Source organism: Streptomyces sp. NPDC088350 (assembly GCF_044753545.1).
In the GTDB taxonomy this organism is placed as follows: Bacteria; Actinomycetota; Actinomycetes; order Streptomycetales; family Streptomycetaceae; genus Streptomyces.
The window spans coordinates 306,441-327,415 of sequence record NZ_JBIVNL010000003.1 but is presented as its reverse complement, the minus strand read 5'-3'; the positions used below and the strand labels follow the sequence as shown (position 1 = coordinate 327,415).

At 71.9% G+C, this 20,975-nt stretch carries 20 protein-coding genes and 1 pseudogene; 8 read left to right on the top strand and 13 right to left on the bottom strand.

Going from position 1 to position 20,975, the window contains the following annotated elements:
* Window positions 1-72 precede the first annotated feature (72 nt).
* Together ACIQBL_RS11395 and ACIQBL_RS11390 are read right to left on the bottom strand one after the other, a co-directional pair.
* Window positions 73-1,173 (bottom strand): helix-turn-helix domain-containing protein, encoded by a 1,101-nt coding sequence (locus tag ACIQBL_RS11395; RefSeq protein ID WP_401939581.1) that lies wholly within the window; start codon window positions 1,171-1,173, stop codon window positions 73-75.
* Between the two features lie 559 nt (window positions 1,174-1,732).
* Window positions 1,733-2,707 carry an alpha/beta hydrolase gene (locus tag ACIQBL_RS11390; RefSeq protein ID WP_401939579.1) on the bottom strand — a complete coding sequence of 325 codons (975 nt, stop codon included), beginning with the start codon at window positions 2,705-2,707 and terminating at the stop codon, window positions 1,733-1,735.
* Window positions 2,708-2,949: 242 nt separating this feature from the next.
* Between ACIQBL_RS11390 and ACIQBL_RS11385 the strand changes: the two genes are divergently transcribed.
* A complete protein-coding gene (locus ACIQBL_RS11385; protein WP_401939576.1) occupies window positions 2,950-3,915 on the top strand; it encodes a TerC family protein in 966 nt (321 codons plus the stop codon).
* An 87-nt stretch (window positions 3,916-4,002) separates the two neighbouring features.
* On the top strand, window positions 4,003-4,884 hold the full coding sequence (locus tag ACIQBL_RS11380) for an LLM class F420-dependent oxidoreductase (protein ID WP_401939575.1): 882 nt from the start codon (window positions 4,003-4,005) through the stop codon (window positions 4,882-4,884).
* 62 nt (window positions 4,885-4,946) lie between these two features.
* Here the strand turns inward: ACIQBL_RS11380 and ACIQBL_RS11375 are convergent, their stop codons facing one another.
* The gene (locus ACIQBL_RS11375; RefSeq protein WP_401939572.1) at window positions 4,947-5,510 is read right to left on the bottom strand and encodes an NAD(P)H-dependent oxidoreductase; all 564 of its coding nucleotides are present in this window, start codon (window positions 5,508-5,510) and stop codon (window positions 4,947-4,949) included.
* Window positions 5,511-5,615: 105 nt separating this feature from the next.
* Here ACIQBL_RS11375 and ACIQBL_RS11370 point away from each other — a divergent pair, with 105 nt between their 5' ends.
* The gene (locus ACIQBL_RS11370) at window positions 5,616-6,296 is read left to right on the top strand and encodes a TetR/AcrR family transcriptional regulator (protein WP_401939570.1); all 681 of its coding nucleotides are present in this window, start codon (window positions 5,616-5,618) and stop codon (window positions 6,294-6,296) included.
* Between the two features lie 7 nt (window positions 6,297-6,303).
* On the opposite strand, the gene ACIQBL_RS11365 is transcribed toward ACIQBL_RS11370, so the two are convergent.
* Together ACIQBL_RS11365 and ACIQBL_RS11360 are read right to left on the bottom strand one after the other, a co-directional pair.
* The gene (locus ACIQBL_RS11365) at window positions 6,304-7,440 is read right to left on the bottom strand and encodes an FAD-dependent oxidoreductase (protein ID WP_401939568.1); all 1,137 of its coding nucleotides are present in this window, start codon (window positions 7,438-7,440) and stop codon (window positions 6,304-6,306) included.
* 32 nt (window positions 7,441-7,472) lie between these two features.
* On the bottom strand, window positions 7,473-8,144 hold the full coding sequence (locus ACIQBL_RS11360) for a TetR/AcrR family transcriptional regulator (RefSeq protein ID WP_401939565.1): 672 nt from the start codon (window positions 8,142-8,144) through the stop codon (window positions 7,473-7,475).
* Window positions 8,145-8,286: 142 nt separating this feature from the next.
* Here ACIQBL_RS11360 and ACIQBL_RS11355 point away from each other — a divergent pair, with 142 nt between their 5' ends.
* Window positions 8,287-9,321: a LacI family DNA-binding transcriptional regulator gene (locus tag ACIQBL_RS11355; RefSeq protein ID WP_401939563.1), complete on the top strand. Its 1,035-nt coding sequence runs from the start codon at window positions 8,287-8,289 to the stop codon at window positions 9,319-9,321.
* A 544-nt stretch (window positions 9,322-9,865) separates the two neighbouring features.
* Complete coding sequence (locus ACIQBL_RS11350; protein WP_401939560.1) at window positions 9,866-11,302, top strand: aldehyde dehydrogenase family protein; 1,437 nt, start codon at window positions 9,866-9,868, stop codon at window positions 11,300-11,302.
* Between the two features lie 21 nt (window positions 11,303-11,323).
* On the opposite strand, the gene trxA is transcribed toward ACIQBL_RS11350, so the two are convergent.
* Window positions 11,324-11,710: a thioredoxin gene (trxA, locus tag ACIQBL_RS11345; protein ID WP_401939557.1), complete on the bottom strand. Its 387-nt coding sequence runs from the start codon at window positions 11,708-11,710 to the stop codon at window positions 11,324-11,326.
* Between the two features lie 122 nt (window positions 11,711-11,832).
* Between trxA and ACIQBL_RS11340 the strand changes: the two genes are divergently transcribed.
* Window positions 11,833-13,263, top strand: coding sequence for a dihydrolipoyl dehydrogenase family protein (locus tag ACIQBL_RS11340; protein ID WP_401939554.1), 1,431 nt, complete (start codon window positions 11,833-11,835; stop codon window positions 13,261-13,263).
* 38 nt (window positions 13,264-13,301) lie between these two features.
* Here ACIQBL_RS11340 and ACIQBL_RS11335 read toward each other — a convergent pair whose 3' ends face one another.
* Window positions 13,302-13,946 carry a peptide deformylase gene (locus ACIQBL_RS11335; protein ID WP_401939551.1) on the bottom strand — a complete coding sequence of 215 codons (645 nt, stop codon included), beginning with the start codon at window positions 13,944-13,946 and terminating at the stop codon, window positions 13,302-13,304.
* Between the two features lie 177 nt (window positions 13,947-14,123).
* Here ACIQBL_RS11335 and ACIQBL_RS11330 point away from each other — a divergent pair, with 177 nt between their 5' ends.
* Window positions 14,124-15,515, top strand: a complete 1,392-nt coding sequence (locus ACIQBL_RS11330) for a PepSY-associated TM helix domain-containing protein (protein WP_401939548.1) — start codon at window positions 14,124-14,126, stop codon at window positions 15,513-15,515.
* Between the two features lie 66 nt (window positions 15,516-15,581).
* Here the strand turns inward: ACIQBL_RS11330 and ACIQBL_RS11325 are convergent, their stop codons facing one another.
* From ACIQBL_RS11325 to ACIQBL_RS11315, 3 genes are all read right to left on the bottom strand, one after another.
* On the bottom strand, window positions 15,582-15,929 hold the full coding sequence (locus ACIQBL_RS11325) for a tetratricopeptide repeat protein (protein ID WP_401939545.1): 348 nt from the start codon (window positions 15,927-15,929) through the stop codon (window positions 15,582-15,584).
* 61 nt (window positions 15,930-15,990) lie between these two features.
* Window positions 15,991-16,434, bottom strand: coding sequence for a MarR family transcriptional regulator (locus ACIQBL_RS11320; RefSeq protein ID WP_401939543.1), 444 nt, complete (start codon window positions 16,432-16,434; stop codon window positions 15,991-15,993).
* Entirely contained in the window at window positions 16,431-16,913 is a 483-nt protein-coding gene (locus ACIQBL_RS11315; protein WP_401939542.1) for a MarR family winged helix-turn-helix transcriptional regulator, read from the bottom strand. The genes ACIQBL_RS11320 and ACIQBL_RS11315 overlap by 4 nt, the downstream gene beginning before the upstream one ends.
* Before the next feature lie 138 nt (window positions 16,914-17,051).
* Here ACIQBL_RS11315 and ACIQBL_RS11310 point away from each other — a divergent pair, with 138 nt between their 5' ends.
* Complete coding sequence (locus ACIQBL_RS11310) at window positions 17,052-18,017, top strand: pirin family protein (protein WP_401939540.1); 966 nt, start codon at window positions 17,052-17,054, stop codon at window positions 18,015-18,017.
* A 107-nt stretch (window positions 18,018-18,124) separates the two neighbouring features.
* On the opposite strand, the pseudogene ACIQBL_RS11305 reads toward ACIQBL_RS11310, so the two are convergent.
* The 3 genes and pseudogenes from ACIQBL_RS11305 to ACIQBL_RS11295 all read right to left on the bottom strand — a co-directional run.
* Window positions 18,125-18,468: pseudogene (locus ACIQBL_RS11305) on the bottom strand (hypothetical protein); the annotation flags it as partial.
* 307 nt (window positions 18,469-18,775) lie between these two features.
* Entirely contained in the window at window positions 18,776-19,894 is a 1,119-nt protein-coding gene (locus ACIQBL_RS11300) for a fatty acid desaturase family protein (protein ID WP_401939538.1), read from the bottom strand.
* 7 nt (window positions 19,895-19,901) lie between these two features.
* The gene (locus ACIQBL_RS11295; protein ID WP_401939535.1) at window positions 19,902-20,957 is read right to left on the bottom strand and encodes a ferredoxin reductase; all 1,056 of its coding nucleotides are present in this window, start codon (window positions 20,955-20,957) and stop codon (window positions 19,902-19,904) included.
* Between the last annotated feature and the right edge of the window lie 18 nt (window positions 20,958-20,975).

Sequence of the window (20,975 nt, the reverse complement as noted above, 5' to 3'; positions counted from 1 at the left end):
TTGTTGACGGTGCGGGCGGATACGGCCCAGGGGAGCGTCCCGCAGCAACCGCTCAACCGGCCGCCCCTGCTGCTACGGCCGGGCCAAGTGCCGCATCGTCAACGCCAGTTGCAGCCGCAGTCGTCCCTGGGGGGTGCGTACCGGCCAGCCCAGCAGGGACTCCGCGTGGGTCAACCGGTCCTGGAGGGTGGAGTGGTGGACGTTGATCCCGGCAGCCGCCGCGCGCAGGCTCGTGGTGGCGGCGACGGCGTTCAGAGTGGCCAGCAGCCAGGGCGCGTTGGCCGCCGCCGCTTCCAAGTCGTGGACGTCGGGCGGCGGTTCGGCACCCGGTGCGACCAGGTCGGCGAGAAGGGCGATGCCGCCGAGTTCGTCGGCGTGCACGACACGTTGGCCCGGGTCCTGCGCGGTCCCGTCGGCGGTGAAGCGGAGGGCGGTGCGGGCGGCGGCCCAGGAGCGGGGCAGGTCCAGTACGGGGACGGCGGGGCCGACCCCCAGCCGTCCGACGGGCGGTTCGTCACCGAGGTGGACCGGGACCGGGTGCGCCGGGGCCGTCTGCGGATCGCCGTCCGGATGCGCGGCGGGTGACAGATGCCGCCCGCCGCCGGACGTACCGGTGTCCCGGGGCGCGGCGACGATCCGGGGCCGCCCGTCGAGCGGGGCGACGACCCGGGCCCGGGTCGCGGGGTCGGCCGTGTCGAGGCCGAGGCGGCGGGCCGCGTGCAGCCGGGCCGTCCCGGGGGCGGTGGCGTCGAGCAGCGTCTCGACCAGCTCCGGGTCGTCGGCGGGAATCCGGCCCCGGGTGCGGTCGAGCACGATCCGTACCGCGCCGGCCGCGCGCTCCAGGATCACCGCGTCGACGACACTGGGCGCCGCCTCCGCCGTACGCTCCAGCCACAGCGCCGAAGCGCCGCCCGGCGTCAGCGCGGCGGACGGCCAGGCGGGATCCGGCGGCGACTCGCTGTCCCTGCGCGTACCGTCCGCCTCGACCCGCACCCGCACCCGCCGCTCGGCGTCGACCAGCCGCGCGGCACACCCGGCCAGCACCGCCGCCCCGCGCACCAGCGCCTCAAGCCCGGCCCGCGACTCGGCGAGCCGATCGAAGTACCCGATGACCCGCACGGCGGCACCGGCGTCCGGATCCAGCGCGGTCAGGCGCCCGGCCAGCTCTTTCATATGCCCATGGTGCGCCATGGAACGGGTGCGCAGGAGCCCTCGGACAAGGTTCCCTCGACGGCGCGGGACACGGGTCCGGGCGGGGGCCTGCCGAGGCGCCGTGTGGAACACTCCCGGCCGGAGCACACCGTCCCGTCCCTGGACATCGAGCAACGCGAGCCACAGGCGCCGACAGGGAGGACCGGCCACGGTACGTATCCGGGGCCCCGGCCTCGTAGGGAAGCGGCCTGAACTGCCTGCGCCCCCTGCGATCGAGGGCGCCGTACGCGAAGGCGGGGCAGGGGCGGCCCGGCACGGCAGCAACGCGAATAGTCGGCGCCGACCCGCCACGGTAGGCGTGCACGCAGCAGGCCCCGGCCTCGCAGGGAAGCGGCCTGAACCGTTGCGCTGTACACGGGGCGGGGCTGGGCCGGAACCGTCGCAAGGCGAATCGACGACGCCGACGGAGACGGCCCGCCACCCCGCCCGCGCGCCGACGGCGGACACCGGTCGCACTCGCCCGCCCCGGCGGCCCCCGGCATCGTACGGAAGCCGCCCCCCCCCCCAACCACTCCCTTGCTTACGCCGCCAGCAACCGCCGCAGCCAGCTCACATGCGCGGCCCGTGCCGCCTGGGACACCGCTGCCTGGGGGGCGAAGCCGTCGAAGCCGTGGAAGCCGCCGGGCCAGACGTGGAGTTCGGCGATGCCGCCGGACTGCCAGAGACGGGACGCGTAGGCGACGACCTCGTCGCGGAAGGTCTCCGCCGAGCCGACGTCGAGGAAGGCCGGGGGCAGGCCGGTCAGGTCCTCCGCGCGGGCCGGTGCGGCGTACGGCGACACGTCGGGGCCGCCGCGGCGGTCGCCGAGGAGGGCGGTCCAGCCGGTCTCGTTGGCCGTGCGGTCCCAGACGCCGACGCCGGCCATCTGGTACGTGGACGGGGTGTCGTTGCGGTCGTCGAGCATCGGGCACAGCAGCAGCTGCCCGATCGGCCGCGGGCCGCCGCGGTCCCGGGTGAGCAGGGCCAGCGCCGCGCACAGCCCGCCGCCGGCGCTCGCGCCCATGATGAGGATCCGCTCCGGATCGCCGCCGATCTCCTTCGCGTGCTCCGCCGTCCACAGCAGACCGGCGTACACGTCCTCGATCGGCGCGGGATGCGGGTGCTCGGGCGCCAGCCGGTACTCCACCGACACGACCACCGCGTCCAGTTCCCGCGCGTACTCCAGTGCCCCGCCCACACCGACCCGGTTGTCGCCGAGCACCATGCCGCCGCCGTGCACGTGGTAGATGACGGGCAGCGGTCCGGGCGTCGCCGGTGCGGTCGGACGGCAGATCAGCAGCGAGATGTCGGGCTTGCCGACCGGCCCCGCCACCTCCCGGTCCTCGACGGCGAAGGCCCCGTCCAGGGTCAGGTCCAACTCGGCCAGCTGCGCGATCCCCGGGCCCCGGCGGATCTCCTCGATGTCCTCCAGCGACATCCCGGGCGAGATGAACTCCTTGATCAACTCCAGGGCGGCGGCGAGTTCGGGGTCGAACGGGGGCGGGACGGAAGTCATGCGCTTCTCCTGACGCTGGGCGCGGCGGCTCGTACGGCCATCCTCCGCGCGTCCACCCCCGATCCGCCCACCGCCGTACGGCGGAACCTCTCCGCCGTACGGCGGGTGCCTTGCCAGGACGTTACCTGTTGTTCACCCGCGGGACGTGGAAGGTATCTCTCGCGCGGACAACGATGTCAAGATCCCCGCGGACACCCCATGTATCACCTCATGTGCCAATTCATGTACCAGGAGCACCACCCGTGAACATCTCCCTGACCGTCTGGCTGCTGACGATCGCCGCCCTGTGCGCCCTCGTCGGCGTCGACTTCCTCGTCGGCCGCAAGCCCCACGACGTGTCCCTCAAGGAAGCCGGCATCTGGACGGTCGTCTGGGTCGTCCTGGCCTGCCTGTTCGGCCTCGGGCTGTTCTTCTACGGCGGCAGCGGTCCCACCGGGGAGTTCTTCGCCGGATACATCACCGAGAAGTCGCTCAGCGTCGACAACCTCTTCGTCTTCGTGCTGATCATGGGCAAGTTCGCGGTGCCCTCCCAGTACCAGCAGCGGGTCCTGATGGTCGGCGTCCTCGTCGCCCTGGTGCTGCGCGCGGGCTTCATCGCGGCCGGCGCCGCCATCATCTCGGCGTTCTCCTGGGTGTTCTACATCTTCGGCGCGTTCCTGATCTGGACCGCCTGGAAGCTGGTCCAGGACGCCCGCAAGGGCGGACACGAGGAGGAGTACGAGGAGAACAAGCTCCTCAAGATCGCCGAGCGCCGCTTCGGCGTGGCCGACCGCTACCACGGCACCAAGCTGTTCATCAGGGAGAACGGCAAGCGCATCATGACCCCGATGCTGGTCGTGATGCTCGCCATCGGCTCCACCGACGTGCTCTTCGCGCTCGACTCCATCCCCGCGATCTACGGCCTCACCCAGGACCCGTACATCGTCTTCACCGCCAACGCCTTCGCGCTGATGGGGCTGCGCCAGCTGTACTTCCTCATCGGCGGCCTGCTGAAGAAGCTGGTCCACCTGAGCTACGGCCTGTCGATCATCCTCGGGTTCATCGGCGTCAAACTGGTGCTGCACGCCCTGCACGAGTCCGGCGTGCACGTCCCGGAGATCTCGATCCCCTTCTCCCTCGGCTTCATCGTGCTGGTCCTCGCGGTGACGACGTTCACCAGTCTGTGGGCGACGAGGGCGGCCGACGAGGAGACCGCCGTCAAGTCGTAGGCGCGGAGCTTGACTTCGAGAGCGCTCGAAGACCTACCGTCACGAGGGACGGTGAAGGTCCCGGCGAACTGTGGAACGGAGTCGGACATGCGGGTCGGTGTGCACATCAACCGGTTCAACCATCCCGGAGGGCCGGCGGCGGTCGGGCCCGAGCTGGCCGCCGCGGGCGCCGCGGCCGAGGCGGCGGGCGTCAGCTGGCTCTCGGTGATGGACCACTACTTCCAGATGGAGTTCAACGGCGGCGCCGAGGACGCCATGCTGGAGGCCTACACGACGCTGGGCTTCCTGGCCGGCAGCACCTCCACGGTCCGGCTCGGCGCGCTGGTGACCGGAGTGACGTACCGGAATCCGGGGCTGCTCGCGAAGATCGCCACCACGCTCGACGTGCTCTCCGGCGGCCGGGCCACGCTCGGCATCGGGGCGGCCTGGTACGACCGCGAGCACCACGGTCTCGGTGTGCACTACCCGCCGGTCGCGGAGCGTTTCGAGCGGCTGGAGGAGACCCTGCGGATCTGTCTGCAGATGTGGGACCCGGAGGCCAACGGCCCCTTCGAGGGCAAGCACTACCGGCTCGCCGAGACCCTGTGCGTGCCCGCGCCGGTCAGCACCCCGCACCCCGAGATCATGATCGGCGGCGGTGGCGAGAAGAAGACGCTGCGGCTGGTCGCCCAGTACGCCGACGCCTGCAACCTGATCGTGTCGACGCCGGACGAGCTGCGGCACAAGCTCGACGTGCTGCGCGGGCACTGCGACAGGCTCGGGCGCGACTACGACCGTATCCGCAAGACGATCGTTCACACCGGCGAGTCCGTCACCACGGGCGACGTCGACGCGTTCCTGCGGGAGATCGCCGGCTTCACGAAGCTCGGTGTCGACACGGTGATCCTGGGCCCGCGCACGGGCGAACCGGCCGAGTGGATCGAGCGGTTCGTGGCGCCGGCGGTACCGCGCCTGGCCGAACTGGACTGACGCGGAAGGGCCGGAGTCCCCGGGGGACTCCGGCCCTTCCACGGTGGAGCGGGTTGCCCGGATCAGGCGGCGACGGCCTCGCCCGCGTGGCCGTGCAGCTGGGTGAGGACCTCGGTCAGCTGGGCGACGACCTCGGCGTCGTCGGCCGGGTGGGTCTCGGCGAAGCGGACGACGGAACCGGGGATGGAGAGCTTGATGTCCTCGATCACCTTGCCGCCGGCGATGCCCACGGCCTTGCGGGTCTCGTCCTGCGCCCACACGCCGCCGAACTGGCCGTAGGCGGTGCCGACCACGACGACGGGCTTGCCGCCGAAGCTGCCGGCGCCGTAGGGGCGGGACAGCCAGTCGATGGCGTTCTTCAGGACGGCAGGGATGGTGCCGTTGTACTCGGGGGAGAAGAACAGGAACCCGTCGGCGGCACCGGCGGCCTCGCGGAGCTTGGCGGCGGCGGCCGGGACGGCACCCTCGACGTCGATGTCCTCGTTGTAGAACGGGATGTCGGCGAGACCCTCGAAGATCTCGATGTCGGCGCCCTCGGGCGCGAACTTCACGGCGGCCTCGGCGAGCTGGCGGTTGTGCGAGCCGGCACGCAGGCTGCCGACGAGCGCGAGGATACGAACGGACATGGGGGACTCCAAGAGGGGGGCTGAAACACTGCTGTTACGATCCGGACCGAGGTCCGTTTAAAAGTTGTACCAGCTTAAGCGGACTGCGGTCCAGTTTTGTTCCGGGTGCTTTACGCTGTCTTCATGTCCAGCACGCTGCCGCCCTTCCCGAAGTCCGAGGAGTCCATAGGCGAACCCCAGTTGCTGGAGGTCCGCTCCTTCGCCGACGAACCGTGTCTGCGCGCCGACGCGGCCCGCAACCGGGCCAAGCTGCTGGAGGCCGCCGCCCGACTGATCGCGGAGCACGGGGTGGCGGGCGTCACCATGGAGGCGGTGGCCGCCGCCGCCGAGGTCGGCAAAGGGACCGTCTTCCGCCGCTTCGGCGACCGCACCGGCCTGCTGATGGCCTTGCTGGACCACTCGTCGAGGCGGCTCCAGGGCGACTTCCTCGGCGGGCCGCCCCCGCTGGGCCCCGGCGCCCCGCCGGTCGAGCGGCTGCGGGCCTTCGGCGTGGCGGTGCTCTACCGCTCGGCCGAGCAGCTCGATCTGCAACTGGCCGCCCAGCCGGAGCCGACCCGGCGCTACTCCCACCCCTCGCTGGGGGCGCTGCGCACGCACGTCACGATGCTGCTGCGGCAGATCGTGCCGGACGCCGACTGCGAGCTGCTCTCCCACCCGCTGATGGCGTATCTCGACCCGGCCCTGATCAACCATCTGACCAGGCAGTGCGGGCTGCCCATGGAGCGTCTTGAGGCCGGCTGGATCGACCTCGTGGCCCGCGTGACCAGTACGCCGTCGCCCTGCTGACTCCGCCTCAGGCGTGGCCGGCGAACATGTCGAGCATGCCCTGCGGGGCGTCGTCACGGAACATCAGCACCCCGTTCGCCGCCGAGTCCGCCGCCGACTCCTCGCCGCGCGGGAACAGCTTCTCCTCGTAGGCGGTCAGCGCGGCCTCGGTGTCACCCGGGTGCGCGGCCAGCGCCAGGCCCAGTTCGGCCCCGTCGAGCATCGCCAGGTTGGCCCCGACGCCCGCGAACGGCGACATCAGATGGGCCGCGTCGCCCAGCAGCGTGACCCCGGGCACCCGTTCCCAGCGGTGCCCGATCGGCAGGGCGTGGATGTGTCGCGGGACCAGCGGCCCGTCCGCGTCGCCGAGCAGGGCCCGCAGGCTCTTGTCCCAGTCGGCGAAGTGCCCCAGCGTGTACGCCTTCGCCGCCTCGGCGTCCGTGAAGTCGACGCCGGCGAACTCGTGCTCGGGGACGGCGAGCGCGACGTAGATGTGCAGGCTCCCGTCGGTCTCCCGGTGGGCCAGGAAGCCCTTGCCCGCGCCGAGCGCCATCATCATGCCGCCGCCGACGACCTCGGCGCTCACGGGATGCCGCAGATCGGCGTCCGGCAGGTCCACCTCGACGAACGAGATGCCGGTGTACGCGGGCTTCGCGTCCGACAGCAGGGTCCGCACCCTGGACCAGGCGCCGTCCGCGCCGATCAGCAGGTCGGTGGTGAAGGAGGTGCCGTCCGCGAGTGTCACCTCGTGCCGGCCGCCGTCCAGCGGGCGGGCGCCGGTGGCCTTCGCGCCCCAGCGGACGGTGCCCTCGGGCAGGGAACCGAGCAGCAGGTCGCGGAGCCGGCCCCGGTCGACCTCGGGGCGCCCGGAGGTACCGTCGTCGGGCTCGTCCAGCAGGACCGTCCCGGCCTTGTCGAGGACGCGGGTGGCCTCGCCACCCGGGTTGACCAGCGCGCGGAACTCCTCGTAGAGACCCGCCGCGCGCAGCGCCGACTGGCCCGAGTCGTCGTGGATGTCGAGCATGCCGCCCTGCGTGCGGGCGGCGGGGGAGGCGTCCAGGTCGAACACGGCGGCCTCGATGCCGTTCACGTGCAGGACCCGGGCGAGCGTGAGCCCGCCGAGTCCGCCGCCGACGACGGCTATGGGGTGGTGCGAGGTGGTCATGGTGGTCTCCTCGAAGCAGGTGGGGAACGGCGTCATTCGGGTACGGCGGTCCGCTCGATCCCGGTGATCAGTGCCTGGAACCGCCAGGACAGGCGGGCCAGGGGTGCCCCCGAGAGCAGGTCGGCGGAGCGCGCGGCGAGGTGCGGGTGGGTCCGGGCGGAGGCGTTGCGCACGGCGTGGGTCAGGGCGTCCCAGTCGTCCCGGGTGTCGTCGGCCGCGTGTTCGGCGGCCGTCGCGGTGGCCTGCTGGAGCAGCAGGTCCACGCCCCACGCGGCCTGTGCGGGCGGGACGCGGCCCTCGTCGAGCAGGGCCAGCAGGGTCTCGATCAGGTTCAGGTAGTGCGGGCCGCTGGGCCAGGCCGTCATCGCCGAACGGGCGAGGCTCGGGTGCTCGAAGAGCATCGCGGTGTACGCGGTGAGCACCCGCTCGACCCGTTCACGCCAGGTGCCCTCGGTGGGCGCGGGCCCGATCGTGCCGAGCAGCTCGTCCAGGACCGCCGCGTGCAGCTCCGCGGTGTTGCGGACGTACACGTACAACGAGGCCGGACCGGTGTCGAGTTCCTGGGCCAGGCGCCGCATGGTGACCTTCGGCAGACCTTCGGCGCGCAGCACCGCCACGGCGGCGGCGACGATTCCCTCCCTGCTCAGGGCGGGTTTCGCCGGGCGTTCGCGGCGGCTGCGGGGGGTGTCGGGGCGAGCTGTCATGCCTCGAAGGTAGCGAACATGTTCGCTCCGAACAAGTTCGTGACGAACATGTTCGTAAAATCCCGGACCATGTTGTGCCGTCGTGACGACCGTTCCCCCGCCGCACTGACCGCCCCCGGCTTCTGCCAAGATGCCGTACGTCATGGTGCAGATACCGAAAACGCCCGCAGCCCCGTCGCCCGCACCGCGCTCCGTGCCCACGAGCGCCGATGTGGCCCGCCTGGCCGGCGTCTCCCGCGCGACCGTCTCCTACGTCCTCAACAACACCAGCGCCGTACGGATCAGCGAGCCCACGCGGCGTCGCGTCCACGAGGCCGCCAAGGAGCTCGGGTACGTCCCGCACGCGGCTGCCCGCAGCCTGCGCGCCGGGCACAGCCGGATGGTGCTGATGCCGGCGCCGACCATTCCGGTGGGACTGCTCTACAGCCAGTTCATCCACGAACTCCAGTGGGCGCTCAGCCGCCTCGACTACACGGTCGTGCAGCACGGCTCGGTGGGCTTACAGGGGGACGAGGCCGCCCGCGCCTGGGCCGAACTCCGCCCGGTCGCCGTCCTGGTACCCGGCGCCGGACTCGGCCCGCAGGGCGTCGCCGTCCTCAAGCGCTCCGGCGCGCGGGCCGTCCTCACCCTCGGCCCCGAGCGGGTCGAGGGCGCCCACGCCCTGCTCATGGACCACGAGGGCGTCGGCCACTGTGCGGGCACGCACCTCCACGACCGCGGCCGGCGCCGGATCGGCGTGGTCGTGCCGGAGGAGCCCGGCCTGGAGACCTTCTCCCGCCCCCGCCTCGACGGCGTGCGCCGCGCCCTGCTCGACACGGACGCCACGGTCACCGAACTCCCGCTCGCCTACAGCGAGGAGAGCGCCGCCGAGCTCGCCGCGCGCTGGCGCGCGCTCGGCCTCGACGCCGTGTTCGCGTACAACGACGAGTACGCGATGCTGCTGATGCGCGCCCTCCAGGACGAAGGCATCCGCGTCCCCGAGGACACAGCCGTGATCGGCGCCGACGACCTGATGATCGGCCGCTTGCTGCGTCCCCGCCTGAGCACCGTCCACATCCAGCTCCCGTCCGGCCGCGACCTCGCCGAACTGGTCGACACCGCGGTACGCGAGCCCGGCGTCCTGCCCGGCACCCACGAACTGCTGGCGGCTTCGGTGATCCACCGCGATTCGAGCTGAACGGGGCCTGGGACCGGGGGAGTTGTGCCCCGCGCCGGGACGGCGGAGCAGGGCACGGTCGACACCGGGCGCGACCGCGGCCCCGCCGATCGGCTCGGCGTCGGAAGGGGAAAGGGATCGTGAGGGACCCGGCCGAGATCGGCCCCGCTTCGCGATCGAGGCCGACCGGACCCTGCGGCGCGGACCGATCGCCGCCAAGTCCGCGACCCCGGAGCGGAGTTGAGTCCATGAGCCGATGAGTCATGGGCCTCGCGCTCGCCGTGTTCCGACGTTCCCGTCCTGCCCCGGACCCTCGACGACCGGCATCACGCCGGCTCTCCGCAACTCCCGCGCCGGTAGCCGGAGTTACGTCTCCCGCCCGTCGCCGGCGACGCGTTTCCCGCCCGGCGCGACTAGGATGTTGCACGCTCAACCAGACGGGGATGCGTTCGACCACCGGACGCGGTTCGTACGGCTGCGCCGGATCACCGCATCCCGTCACGCGAACTACACGGGACTCCCGCTGCCCCTGTGAGTCCCGCCGGTGACGGAACGGAGAGCCGCCATGCCCCTGCTCGACCCCAAGATCTGGCAGTCCCGCCCCCTGTCGGGCCCCGAGTACCCGGTCACCGAGCCCGCCACGGGCGACACGCTCGGTACCGTCACGCTCGCCGCCGCCGAGGACATACGCCCCGCCGCCCAGGCGGCCCGTGCCGCGCAGGCCGAGTGGGCACGCGTCCCGCACTTCGTCCGGGCCGGTGTGCTGCGCAGGGCCGGTGACCTGTTCGCCGCGCACGCCGAGGAACTGCGCGAGTGGATCGTGCGGGAGTCCGGCTCGATCCCCGGCAAGGCGGACTTCGAACTGCACGTCGCCGCACAGGAGTGCTACGAGGCCGCCGCGCTCGCCTCCCGCCCCGCCGGGCAGGTCCTCCCCTCGGAGGCGCCCAGGCTGTCGTACACCCGCCGTGTCCCGGTCGGAGTCGTCGGTGTGATCGCGCCGTTCAACGCCCCGCTGATCCTCTCCATCCGCTCGGTCGCCCCGGCGCTCGCGCTCGGCAACGCGGTCGTCCTCAAGCCGGACCCGCGCACGGCGGTCTGCGGGGGACTGGCCCTCGCGGCGGTCTTCGCGGAGGCGGGCCTGCCCGACGAACTGCTCCACGTCCTGCCCGGCGGCGCGGAGGTGGGGGCCGCACTGGTCGCCGACCCGCAGGTGCCCGTGATCTCCTTCACGGGCTCAACCGCCGCCGGGCGCGCGGTCGGTGAGTCGGCGGGGCGCCATCTCAAGCGCGCGCACCTGGAGTTGGGCGGGAACTCGGCCCTGATCGTGCTGGCGGACGCCGACCTGGACGCGGTGATCTCGACGGCGGCCTGGGGTTCGTTCTTCCACCAGGGGCAGATCTGCATGACGACCGGACGGCATCTCGTCCACGAGTCGCTCTACGAGGAGTACGTCGAACGCCTCGCCGCCAAGGCCGACTCCCTCGCCGTCGGCGACCCGCACCGCGCCCAGGTGCACCTCGGCCCGATCATCGACGGCGCCCAACTCGCCAAGATCCACGGCCTGGTGGAGGCCAGCACGGCGAGTGGCGCGAGGCTCGTGGCGGGCGGTACGCACGAGGACCTCTTCTACCGGCCGACCGTCCTCGCGGGCGCGGACGACGCCACCCCCGCCTACACGGAGGAGGTGTTCGGCCCGGTGGCGCCGGTCCGGTCCTTCGCCACCGCCGACGAAGCGGCGGCGCTGGCCACGACCGGGCCGTACGGACTCTCGCTCGGCATCGTCACGCGTGACAGCGCCCGCGGCCTGGACCTGGCGGAGCGCATCCCGACCGGGATCGTCCACATCAACGACCAGACCGTGAACGACGAGGCCGTCGCGCCCTTCGGCGGGATCGCCGCGTCCGGCACCGGCGCCCGCTTCGGCGGCGAGGCCAACCTGGAGGCCTTCACCGACGTGCGCTGGACGACGGTGCGCGGGGACGTGGCGACGTACCCGTTCTAGGGATTTCCTGAACGGCGGTGCCTACCGACCGCTCTGCTCGGCCTGCGCCTGCTGCTCGGCGACCGACTTGCGGACCTCGTCCATGTCGAGCTTGCGGGCCTGGCCGATGACGTCCGTCAGGGCGGCCTCCGGCAGGGCGCCGGGCTGGGCGAACACGGCGACGCGGTCACGGACGATCATCAGCGTGGGGATCGACTGGATGCCGAAGGCCTGGGCCAGCTCGGGCTGGGCCTCGGTGTCGATCTTGCCGAAGACGAGGTCGGGGTTGTCCTCGGCGGCCTTCTCGTAGACCGGGGCGAACTGACGGCACGGCCCGCACCAGGACGCCCAGAAGTCGATCAGGACGAAGTCGTTGTCCGTGACCGTCTGGTCGAAGTTCTCCTTGGTGAGCTCCACGGTGCTGCTCATGACGTGATTCCCTCTTCCTCGATGTGGGGGCGAAGCCGCCTGGCACAACACGGCCGTCCGGACGCGTATTCCGCGCCCCTACCCGTGTGGCCTCGGCGCACACCACCCAGCAGACTGGCCCCATGACGGAAACGGAATCCATCGCGTACGACGTCGTGGTGCTCGGGGCCGGGCCCGTGGGGGAGAACGTCGCCGACCGCACCCGTGCGGCCGGTCTCTCCACCGCGGTCGTGGAGAGCGAACTGGTCGGCGGCGAGTGCTCGTACTGGGCGTGCATGCCCAGCAAGGCCCTGCTGCGCCCGGTCATCGCCCGCGCCGACGCCCGCCGCGTGCCCGGCCTCGGCCACCTCGTCCAGGGCCCTCTCGACACCGCCGCGGTGCTCGCCCACCGGGACTACGAGACCTCGGGCTGGAAGGACGACGGACAGGTCCGCTGGCTCGACGGCATCGGCGCCGACCTCTACCGGGGCCGGGGCCGCCTCGACGGCCCCAGCACGGTGACGGTGACGGGCCCCGACGGCGTACGGCACGTCCTCACCGCCCGGCACGCGGTCGCCGTGTGCACGGGCACCCGCGCCCTCCTCCCCGACCTGCCCGCACTCGCCGACGTGAAGCCCTGGACGAGCCGCGAGGCCACCAGCGCCAAGGCCGCGCCCGGCCGGCTGATCGTGGTCGGCGGCGGGGTCGTCGCCGTCGAAATGGCCACCGCCTGGCAGGCGTTGGGCTCCCGCGTCACCCTCCTCGTCCGGGGCAAGGGCCTGCTGCCCCGCATGGAGCCCTTCGCCGGCGAACTGGTCGCCGACGCGCTCGGCGAGGCCGGCGTCGACCTGCGCACCGGCACGTCCGTCACCTCGGTGACCCGCGAGAACGGCACCGTCGTCGCCGTCACCGACAGCGGCGACCGCATCGAGGCCGACGAGATCCTCTTCGCCACCGGACGCGCCCCGCAGACCGACGACATCGGCCTCGACACCATCGGCCTGGAACCGGGCTCCTGGCTGTCCGTGGACGACACCCTGCGCGTCCAGGACAGCGACTGGCTGTACGCGGTCGGCGACGTCAACCACCGCGCCCTCCTCACCCACCAGGGCAAGTACCAGGCACGCATCGCGGGCGCCGCGATCGCCGCCCGCGCCGCAGGCGTCCCGCTGCTGGAGACCGACCCGTGGGGCGCCCACGCGGCCACCGCCGACCACGACGCCGTACCCCAGGTCGTCTTCACCGACCCGGAGGCGGCGGCCGTCGGCCTCTCCCTCGCCGAGGCGGAACAGGCCGGCCACCGCGTCCGCGCGGTCGACGTCGAGTTCTCCTCGGTCGCGGGCGCCGGCCTCTACGCCGACGGCTACCGGGGCCGCGCCCGCATGATCGTCGACCTCGACGAGGAGATCCTGCGCGGCGTCACCTTCGTCGGCCCCGGTGTCGGCGAACTGATCCACTCGGCGACCATCGCCGTAGCCGGCCAGGTCCCGATCAACCGCCTGTGGCACGCGGTCCCGTCCTACCCCACGATCAGCGAGGTCTGGCTCCGCCTGCTGGAGGCCTACCGGGGCTGAACACCCCTGAGTACACAGGTCAGTTGGAAGCCGATTCCCTACGGCAGCTCGAAGCCGAGCGCGGCCGACGCCTCCTCCGGCGTCGGCTGCGCCCAGCGCTCCGCCATCGCCTCGTTGGACGACAGCGAGCGCAGTTCGGCCCGGTCCAGGTAGAGCAGCCCGTCGAGGTGGTCCGTCTCGTGCTGCACGATCCGCGCGGGCCACCCGGTGAACACCTCGTCCACCGCCCGCCCGTGCTCGTCCTGCCCGGTCAGCCGCACCGAGGCGTACCGCGCCACCACGGCCTGCCATCCCGGCACGCTCAGGCACCCCTCGAAGAACGCGGCCCGACCGTCGCCCACGGGCTCGTACGACGGATTGACCAGCACCCGGAACGGCTGCGGCACCCGCCCGCGCACCACCCGCACCTCGTCCGGCACCGGTGCCGGGTCCTCGATCACCGCGATCCGCAGCTCCACCCCGACCTGCGGGGCCGCGACGCCCACGCCCGGCGCCGCGTGCATGGTCACGCGCAGCGCCTCGACGAACCGCGCCAGCAGCGCGGGCTCCAACTGGCCCTCGAACGGCTCGGTTCCGCGCCGCAGCACCGGGTCACCGGCCGAGACGATGGGCAACGGACCGCCGGCGGCGAGGAGTTCCTCGACACGCTCGGCCAGGGGTGCGCGATCACTGAGAAGTGCCATCGCGCCAGGATGCCATGGTCTCCGGCACGACCAGGAGTGACGCACGCCACTCGAACCCCCGGGAACTCGGTGCCATCACGCGCCGACTACTGGACCACTACGGCTACGACACCCCACCCGCCCGCTTCCTCGCCCCGCGCCGTCCCCTCGTCCCCTGCCTCCCGGAGAAGCCCGCCGATGTCCACCGCTCCCTCGACCGCCCCGGCCGAGGTCCCGCAGGAGCCCGCCCCGGCACCGTCCCCCGGCCGCTGGGCCCCGCTGCGCCCCCTGGTCCTGCGCCTGCACTTCTACGCCGGAGTGCTCGTCGCCCCGTTCCTGCTTGTCGCCGCCGTCACCGGCTTCCTGTACGCCGGTGCCTTCCAGGCCGAACGGATCGTGTACGCCCATGAGTTGACCGTCCCCGTCGGCGACCGTGAACTGCCGATCTCGCAGCAGGTGACCGCCGCCCGCACGGCGCACCCCGAGGGCACCGTCTCCGCCGTCCGCCCCGCCCCGGAGGCCGGCGCCACCACCCGTGTCATGCTCTCCGGCGTCAAGGGCGTCGCCGCCGGCCACACCCTCGCCGTGTTCGTCGACCCGTACACCGGGAAGGTCCGCGGCGCGCTCGAACAGTACGGCGCGACCGGCGCGCTCCCGCTGCGCACCTGGATCGACGAACTCCACCGCGATCTCCACCTCGGTGAGAACGGCCGCCTGTACAGCGAGTTCGCCGCGAGCTGGCTGTGGGTCGTCGCGGGCGGTGGCCTGGTCCTGTGGTTCTCCCGGCGCCGCGCCCTGCGCAAGGTGCGGGGCACGAGCGGACGGCGCCGCACCCTCGGCCTGCACGGCACGGTGGGTGTCTGGGCCGCCGCCGGGTTCATCTTCCTCTCGGCGACCGGACTGACCTGGTCGACGTACGCCGGCGCCAACATCGACGAACTCCGCACCTCGCTGGGCCAGTCGACCCCCTCGGTGTCCGCCGCGGCGAGCGGTGAGCACGCGGGTCACGGCGGCTCCACCGCGACCGGCGACGCCGAACACGGCGTGGGCCTCGACAAGATCCTCGCCGCCGCGCGCGCCGAGGGGCTGGGCAACCCCGTCGAGATCGTCCCGCCCGCCGACGCGGACTCGGCGTACGTCGTCAAACAGGTCCAGCGCAGCTGGCCCGAGAAGCAGGACGCGGTCGCCGTCGACCCCGCCACCGGCAAGGTCACCGACGAACTCCGCTTCGCCGACTACCCGTTGCTCGCCAAACTGACCCGCTGGGGCATCGACCTGCACACCGGCGTCCTCTTCGGCCTCGTCAACCAGATAGCCCTGATGCTGCTCGCCCTCTCCCTCATCCTGCTCATCGTGTGGGGCTACCGCATGTGGTGGCAGCGCGGCCGGGGCTCCTCCTTCGGCCGCCCGGTCCCGCGCGGCGCCTGGGCACAGGTACCCCCGCTGGTCCTCGTCCCGTGCCTGGCGGTGATCGCCGTACTCGGCTATTTCGTCCCGCTGTTGGGCATCCCGCTGGCCGCGTTCATCGCCGTGGACGTGGTGCTGGGAGAGGTGGCCCATCGCCGGGGCGGTCGAACGTACGCGAAGTAGCCACGTACACGAAGGGGCCCGGTTCCATGACGGAACCGGGCCCCTTCTCCTTCTCCCTGCGGTGTCTCAGACCTGCTCGAAGTCACCCGCGAGTGCCGAGGCGATCCGCAGATGCGAACCGGCCTCCTCGTGCCGCCCCTGCCGCTCCAGCGTGCGGCCGAGCATCAGCCGGGCGTAGTGCTCCACCGGGTCACGCTCCACGAGGACACGCAACTCGGCCTCGGCGCGCCGCAGTTGGGCCGAGTGGTAGTAGGCGCGCGCCAGCAGCAGGCGCGGTCCGGTCTGCTCGGGCACCTCCTCGACCAGCCCGCCCAACACCCGCGCCGCCGCGGCGTAGTCCTTGGCGTCGAAGAACAACCGCGCGCGCTCCCAACGCTCCGCCGGTGTTCCGTGGTCGTAGTACGTCATGTCCACTTGACCTCCTTCGACCCCCACAACGGACCCTGTTGGTTGAATATTCCACTACTGATATTCGCTACTCCGCCACGGCGGCCAGCGCGGCGTTGGCCCGCTCGGTGATGAGGGTCAGTACCCGGCCGGCGGTCTCCAGGTCCTGCGCCGGGATGTCGGCGTAGACCCGGGCGGTGTGGACACCGGTCTCGCTGCTGACCCGGTCGAACTTCTCGCGGCCGGCGTCCGTCAGCCGGATCCCGGCCCCGTCGGCTTCGACCAGCCCGGCCGCGAGCAGCTGCTCCACGACGCCGCGCACGGTGGCCTCGTCGGCCTTCAGGGAGGTGACGACCTCCTCGACGAGCCTGTCGCGCTCGACGGGCCCGCCGGCGACGGCGACGAGCCTGAGGGTGATCTGCTGCTGGAAGTCGAGACCGTGCCGGGTCAGGACACTTTCCAGGACCGCGCGTCCGGCGTAGTGCGCGAGGCCGATGACGCGGGGGTCGAGTCGGGGGGCGGTGGTGGTCATGACTGCTCCTTCTCGTGCTCACTCGCATGGTCGAGGGGTGTGTCGAGCAGGGTCGCGAGATCCCGGGTGAACTCCTTGGTCCGCGCGCTGCCGAGGCCGCCGAGCGGCTCCAGCAACTGCTCCAGAAGTCCGTGGACGACCGTGATCGCCCGCCGGGTCACGTCACGGCCCTCCTCGGTGAGGGCCAGCTGGACCGCGCGCGGGTCACGGGGGTCCCGGGTGCGCTCGACGAGGCCGGCGGACTCCAGCGCGCGGGCCAGCTTCGACACATAGAGGGCTTCGAGTCCGGTGTGGTCGGCGAGGTGCCGCTGGCTGGGACGCAGCCCGGAACGCCGCATGCCGTACAGCGACGCCACCAGGGAGTACTGCGCATGGGTCAACCCCAGGGGTGCCACCGCGCGGTCGACCGCCGTGCGCCACTTCGTCGACAGTCGCCAGACCAGGAAACCGGGCGTAGCGCCCTCGGATGCCGTACTCATGACCGATACGGTACATGGCTACTATGTCCATGGCTACTATTTTTTGACGGTCGGGTGGCAGGAGAACGGCGGGGGAGACGGCCCCGGCGAGGGGTTGACGGACTGACGGAACGGCCTCGACGGGACTAGGTTGTCGCCATGAGCAATCTTGATCGCGAAGCGGTTCCGGCCCTGTGCGGCGGCCGCGGTTTCGTGGTGGCGGAGCCCGTCCGCGAACTCCTCAGCCCGCGCCGGGTCCAGCTCGGCGAGTCCACCGAAGTCCGCCGCCTGCTGCCCAACCTGGGCCGCCGCATGGTCGGCGCCTGGTGCTTCGTGGATCACTACGGCCCCGACGACATCGCAGACGAGCCCGGCATGCAGGTGCCCCCGCACCCCCACATGGGCCTGCAGACGGTGAGCTGGCTGCACGAGGGCGAGGTCCTGCACCGCGACTCGACCGGCAGCGTCGCGACGATCCGCCCCCGCGAACTCGGCCTCATGACCTCGGGCCGCGCGATCAGCCACGCCGAACAGAGCCCCGGCACGCACGCCCGCTTCCTGCACGGCGCGCAGCTCTGGGTCGCCCTCCCCGACAGCCACCGCCACGTCGACCCGCACTTCGAGCACCACGCCGAACTGCCGGTCGTCACGGCGCCGGGCCTGCGCGCCACGATCGTCCTCGGCGACGTCGACGGCACGACCTCGCCCGGTACGACGTACACCCCGATCGTCGGCGCGGACCTGGCCCTCGCCGCCGGCGCGGACGTACGCCTGCCGCTGGAACCCGACTTCGAGTACGCCGTCCTCGCCATGTCCGGCGAGGCCCACGTCGACGGCGTCCCGGTCCTCCCCGGCTCGATGCTCTACCTCGGCTGCGGCCGCACCGAACTCCCGCTGCGCGCCGCGTCGGACGCGGGCCTGATGCTGCTGGGAGGCGAGCCGTTCGAGGAGGAGCTGATCATGTTCTGGAACTGGATCGGACGGTCCCAGGAAGAGATCGCACAGGCTCGTGAGGACTGGATGACCGGGTCGCGATTCGGCGAGGTGAAGGGGTACGAGGGGGCGCCGCTGCCGGCTCCCGAACTGCCTCCGGTGGCGTTGAAGCCGCGGGGGAGGGTGCGCTGACCCGCGGAGGTGCGCCAACGAGCCTGCCTGACGAGGGAGCGGGTGGATTTCCGCCCCTGAGCCTGGGCTGCTGCGGCAGTCCGCTTGCCGACTTCTGCCGACCTTCCTCACCGACGGAGGACCTGCGCTTCAGCGCCCCTGCTGTGCGACAGGATGATCTGCGCCTCAGAGCCATGAACCTGGTCCTTGCCACAGCGCAGGGCGGCGCGCAGGCTGCGGCCGCACTGCCCGCTCCACTTGCGGTACCTGTACACCCGTACACGGGGACCGGCACAGGATTTCGGGCGCGAGGGCGGTGACACCGAGAGCCGTGCGGTAGTTCTCGCCCCGGACGAGGCCACCCATCGGGGCATCGCCGCAGGGTGGTCGAGCCGTCGGAGTGCTGGTCCTCGCGCCCTCCCGCACACCAGCCCACCCCGGTCGATTCCAGGGTGTCCAGCCGTACGGACACGGGGGTCTTGCGCGAGCGGGGCCGGGGCGGTCGGGCGAGGCTTTCGTGCCTGGCGGTCAGGCAGGGGTGATCGTGCTGCACCCGTGGGTGCAAGCGTTCGATGCCTTCGGCTTACCCGCCCACACCGGCACCAGCGCGGGGTCGGACACGGGGGCGGCGAGCATCGGTTCCGGCAGTGTCCACGGCACGGCCCATGGCTTCCGCCCAGCCCGCCCGTCGGTAGACCGAGTGCGCGTACGCACACCCGACTACCGGCCCGACCACGGCAGGCCGGCGCACTACAACACCTCGCCGCGGGCTGTGTGTGTCAGGCCGCGACGAGCTCCTGCTCGCGGTCCGGCGTCTTGGCCTTGGGCTTCTTGTTCGGCAGCGAGAGCCGGAAGACCTTGTGCCACGCGGAGAACACCTGCTTGGGCAGCGGCCCGGTGACGTACTCCAGCTCGTACTTCTCGAACAGTGCGCGCACCTTCACCGCGACCTCGGCGTACCGGTTGCTCGGCAGGTCCGGGAACAGGTGGTGCTCGATCTGGTGGGAGAGGTTGCCGGTCATGAAGTGCATGGCCCTGCTGCCGCTGATGTTCGCCGAGCCCATCATCTGGCGCAGGTACCACTGGCCGCGCGTCTCGCCGTTGATCGACCGGCGCTCGAAGACCTGCACGCCCTCGGGGAAGTGCCCGCACATGATCACCGAGTGGGTCCAGATGTTGCGGACCAGGTTCGCGGTGAACGTGGCGGCGAGCGTGGGGAGGAACGACGGGCCCGACAGCAGCGGGTGGATCACGTAGTCCTTGAGCACCTGCTTGCGGATCTTGCGGCCCACGGCCCTGGCCCGCGCGCGGAACTCCGGGTTCTTGCGGCGGCGCTTCTGCAGGTTCTTGCCCAGTTCCAGGTCGTACGCGGCGATGCCGTACTCGAAGAAACAGGCGTTGAGGAAGTTCCACAGCGGCTGGCCGAGGTGGAACGGGTGCCACCGCTGGTCCTCGTCGACGCGCATGATGCCGTAGCCGAGGTCGTTGTCCTTGCCGATCACGTTGGTGTACGTGTGGTGCAGTTCGTTGTGGGAGTGCTTCCACTGCTCGGACGGCGAGACGTGGTCCCACTCCCAGGTGGTGGAGTGGATCTTCGGGTCCCGCATCCAGTCCCACTGGCCGTGCAGGATGTTGTGGCCGATCTCCATGTTGTCCATGATCTTCGCCACGGACAGACCGGCGGTGCCGAGCAGCCACGCGGGCGGGAAGAGCGAGAACAGCAGCACGCCCCGGCTGGCCAGTTCGAGCTTGCGCTGCGCCGAGATGACCTTGCGGATGTAGGCGGCGTCCTTCTCGCCGCGGCTCGCGATCACCTCGTCGCGGATCGCGTCCAGCTCGCGGCCGAGCTCCTCGATCTGCTCCGCGGTCAGGTGGGCGGTGGGGTCGGTGGCGGTCAAGGTGCTCCTACCGTTCGATGTCGCAGGGGCCCGCCGCGGCGGACACGCAGGTCTGGATGAGGACGCCCGGCTCGGCCTCGGTGATCTCGCCGGTGCGCAGGTCGCGGACGGCGCCCGCCTTGAGCGGTGTGACGCAGCCGAAGCAGATGCCCATGCGGCACCCGGAGGGCATGAGCACGCCGGCCTCCTCGCCGACGTCCAGCAGCGGCGTGGCGCCGTCCGCGTCGACGGTCCTGCCGGTGGCGCTGAACGTGACCTCGCCGCCTTCGCCGGCGACGACGACGCCGGGGCGGAAGCGTTCGGTGTGCAGGCGCTCCGGTACGCCGTGCCCGGTCCAGTGCTCCTCGGCGGCGTCGAGCAGGCCCGCGGGCCCGCAGGCCCAGGTCTCGCGCTCGGCCCAGTCGGGCACGAGCGCGTCGAGACGGGCGATGTCGAGCTTGCCGTCCGTCTCGGTGTGCACCTCGGTGAGCCGTAGCCTCTTGTCCGCGACCAGGCCGTGCAGTTCGTCGCGGAAGATCACGTCCTGCGGCCGTGGCGCGCAGTGGACCATGACGACGTCGTCGAACTCGGTGTCGCGCAGCATGCCCATCACGGGCGTGATGCCGCTGCCGGCCGTCAGATAGAGCACCTTGCCGGGCTTGGCCCGCGGCAGCACGAAGTCACCGGTCGGCTGGTCGAGCTGGATCAGCGTGCCCGGTTTCGCCCTGCGGACCAGGTGATTGCTGACCTTGCCGTCCGGGATCGCCTTCACGGTGATCGTGACGCGGCCGTCCTGACGGTCTGTCGGCGAGGTGAGGGAGTAGGCACGCCACAGGCGCACGCCGTCGACGTCGACCCCGATCCGCACGTACTGACCTGCCGTGTGGCCGCGCCACCCCCGTCCCGGTCTGATCACGACGGTCGCGGCGTCACCCGTCTCGGGGTGCACGGCCTCGATGCGCCCCCGCAGGTCGGCGCCCGCACGCAGCGGGCTGACCAGGTCGAGATAGTCCGACGGCAGCAGCGGCGTCGTGACCATCTCCAGCAGTTTCCACGCCCTGCTGCGGAGGGCTGTACTCGTCATGACTCCAGCTTGCTGGGC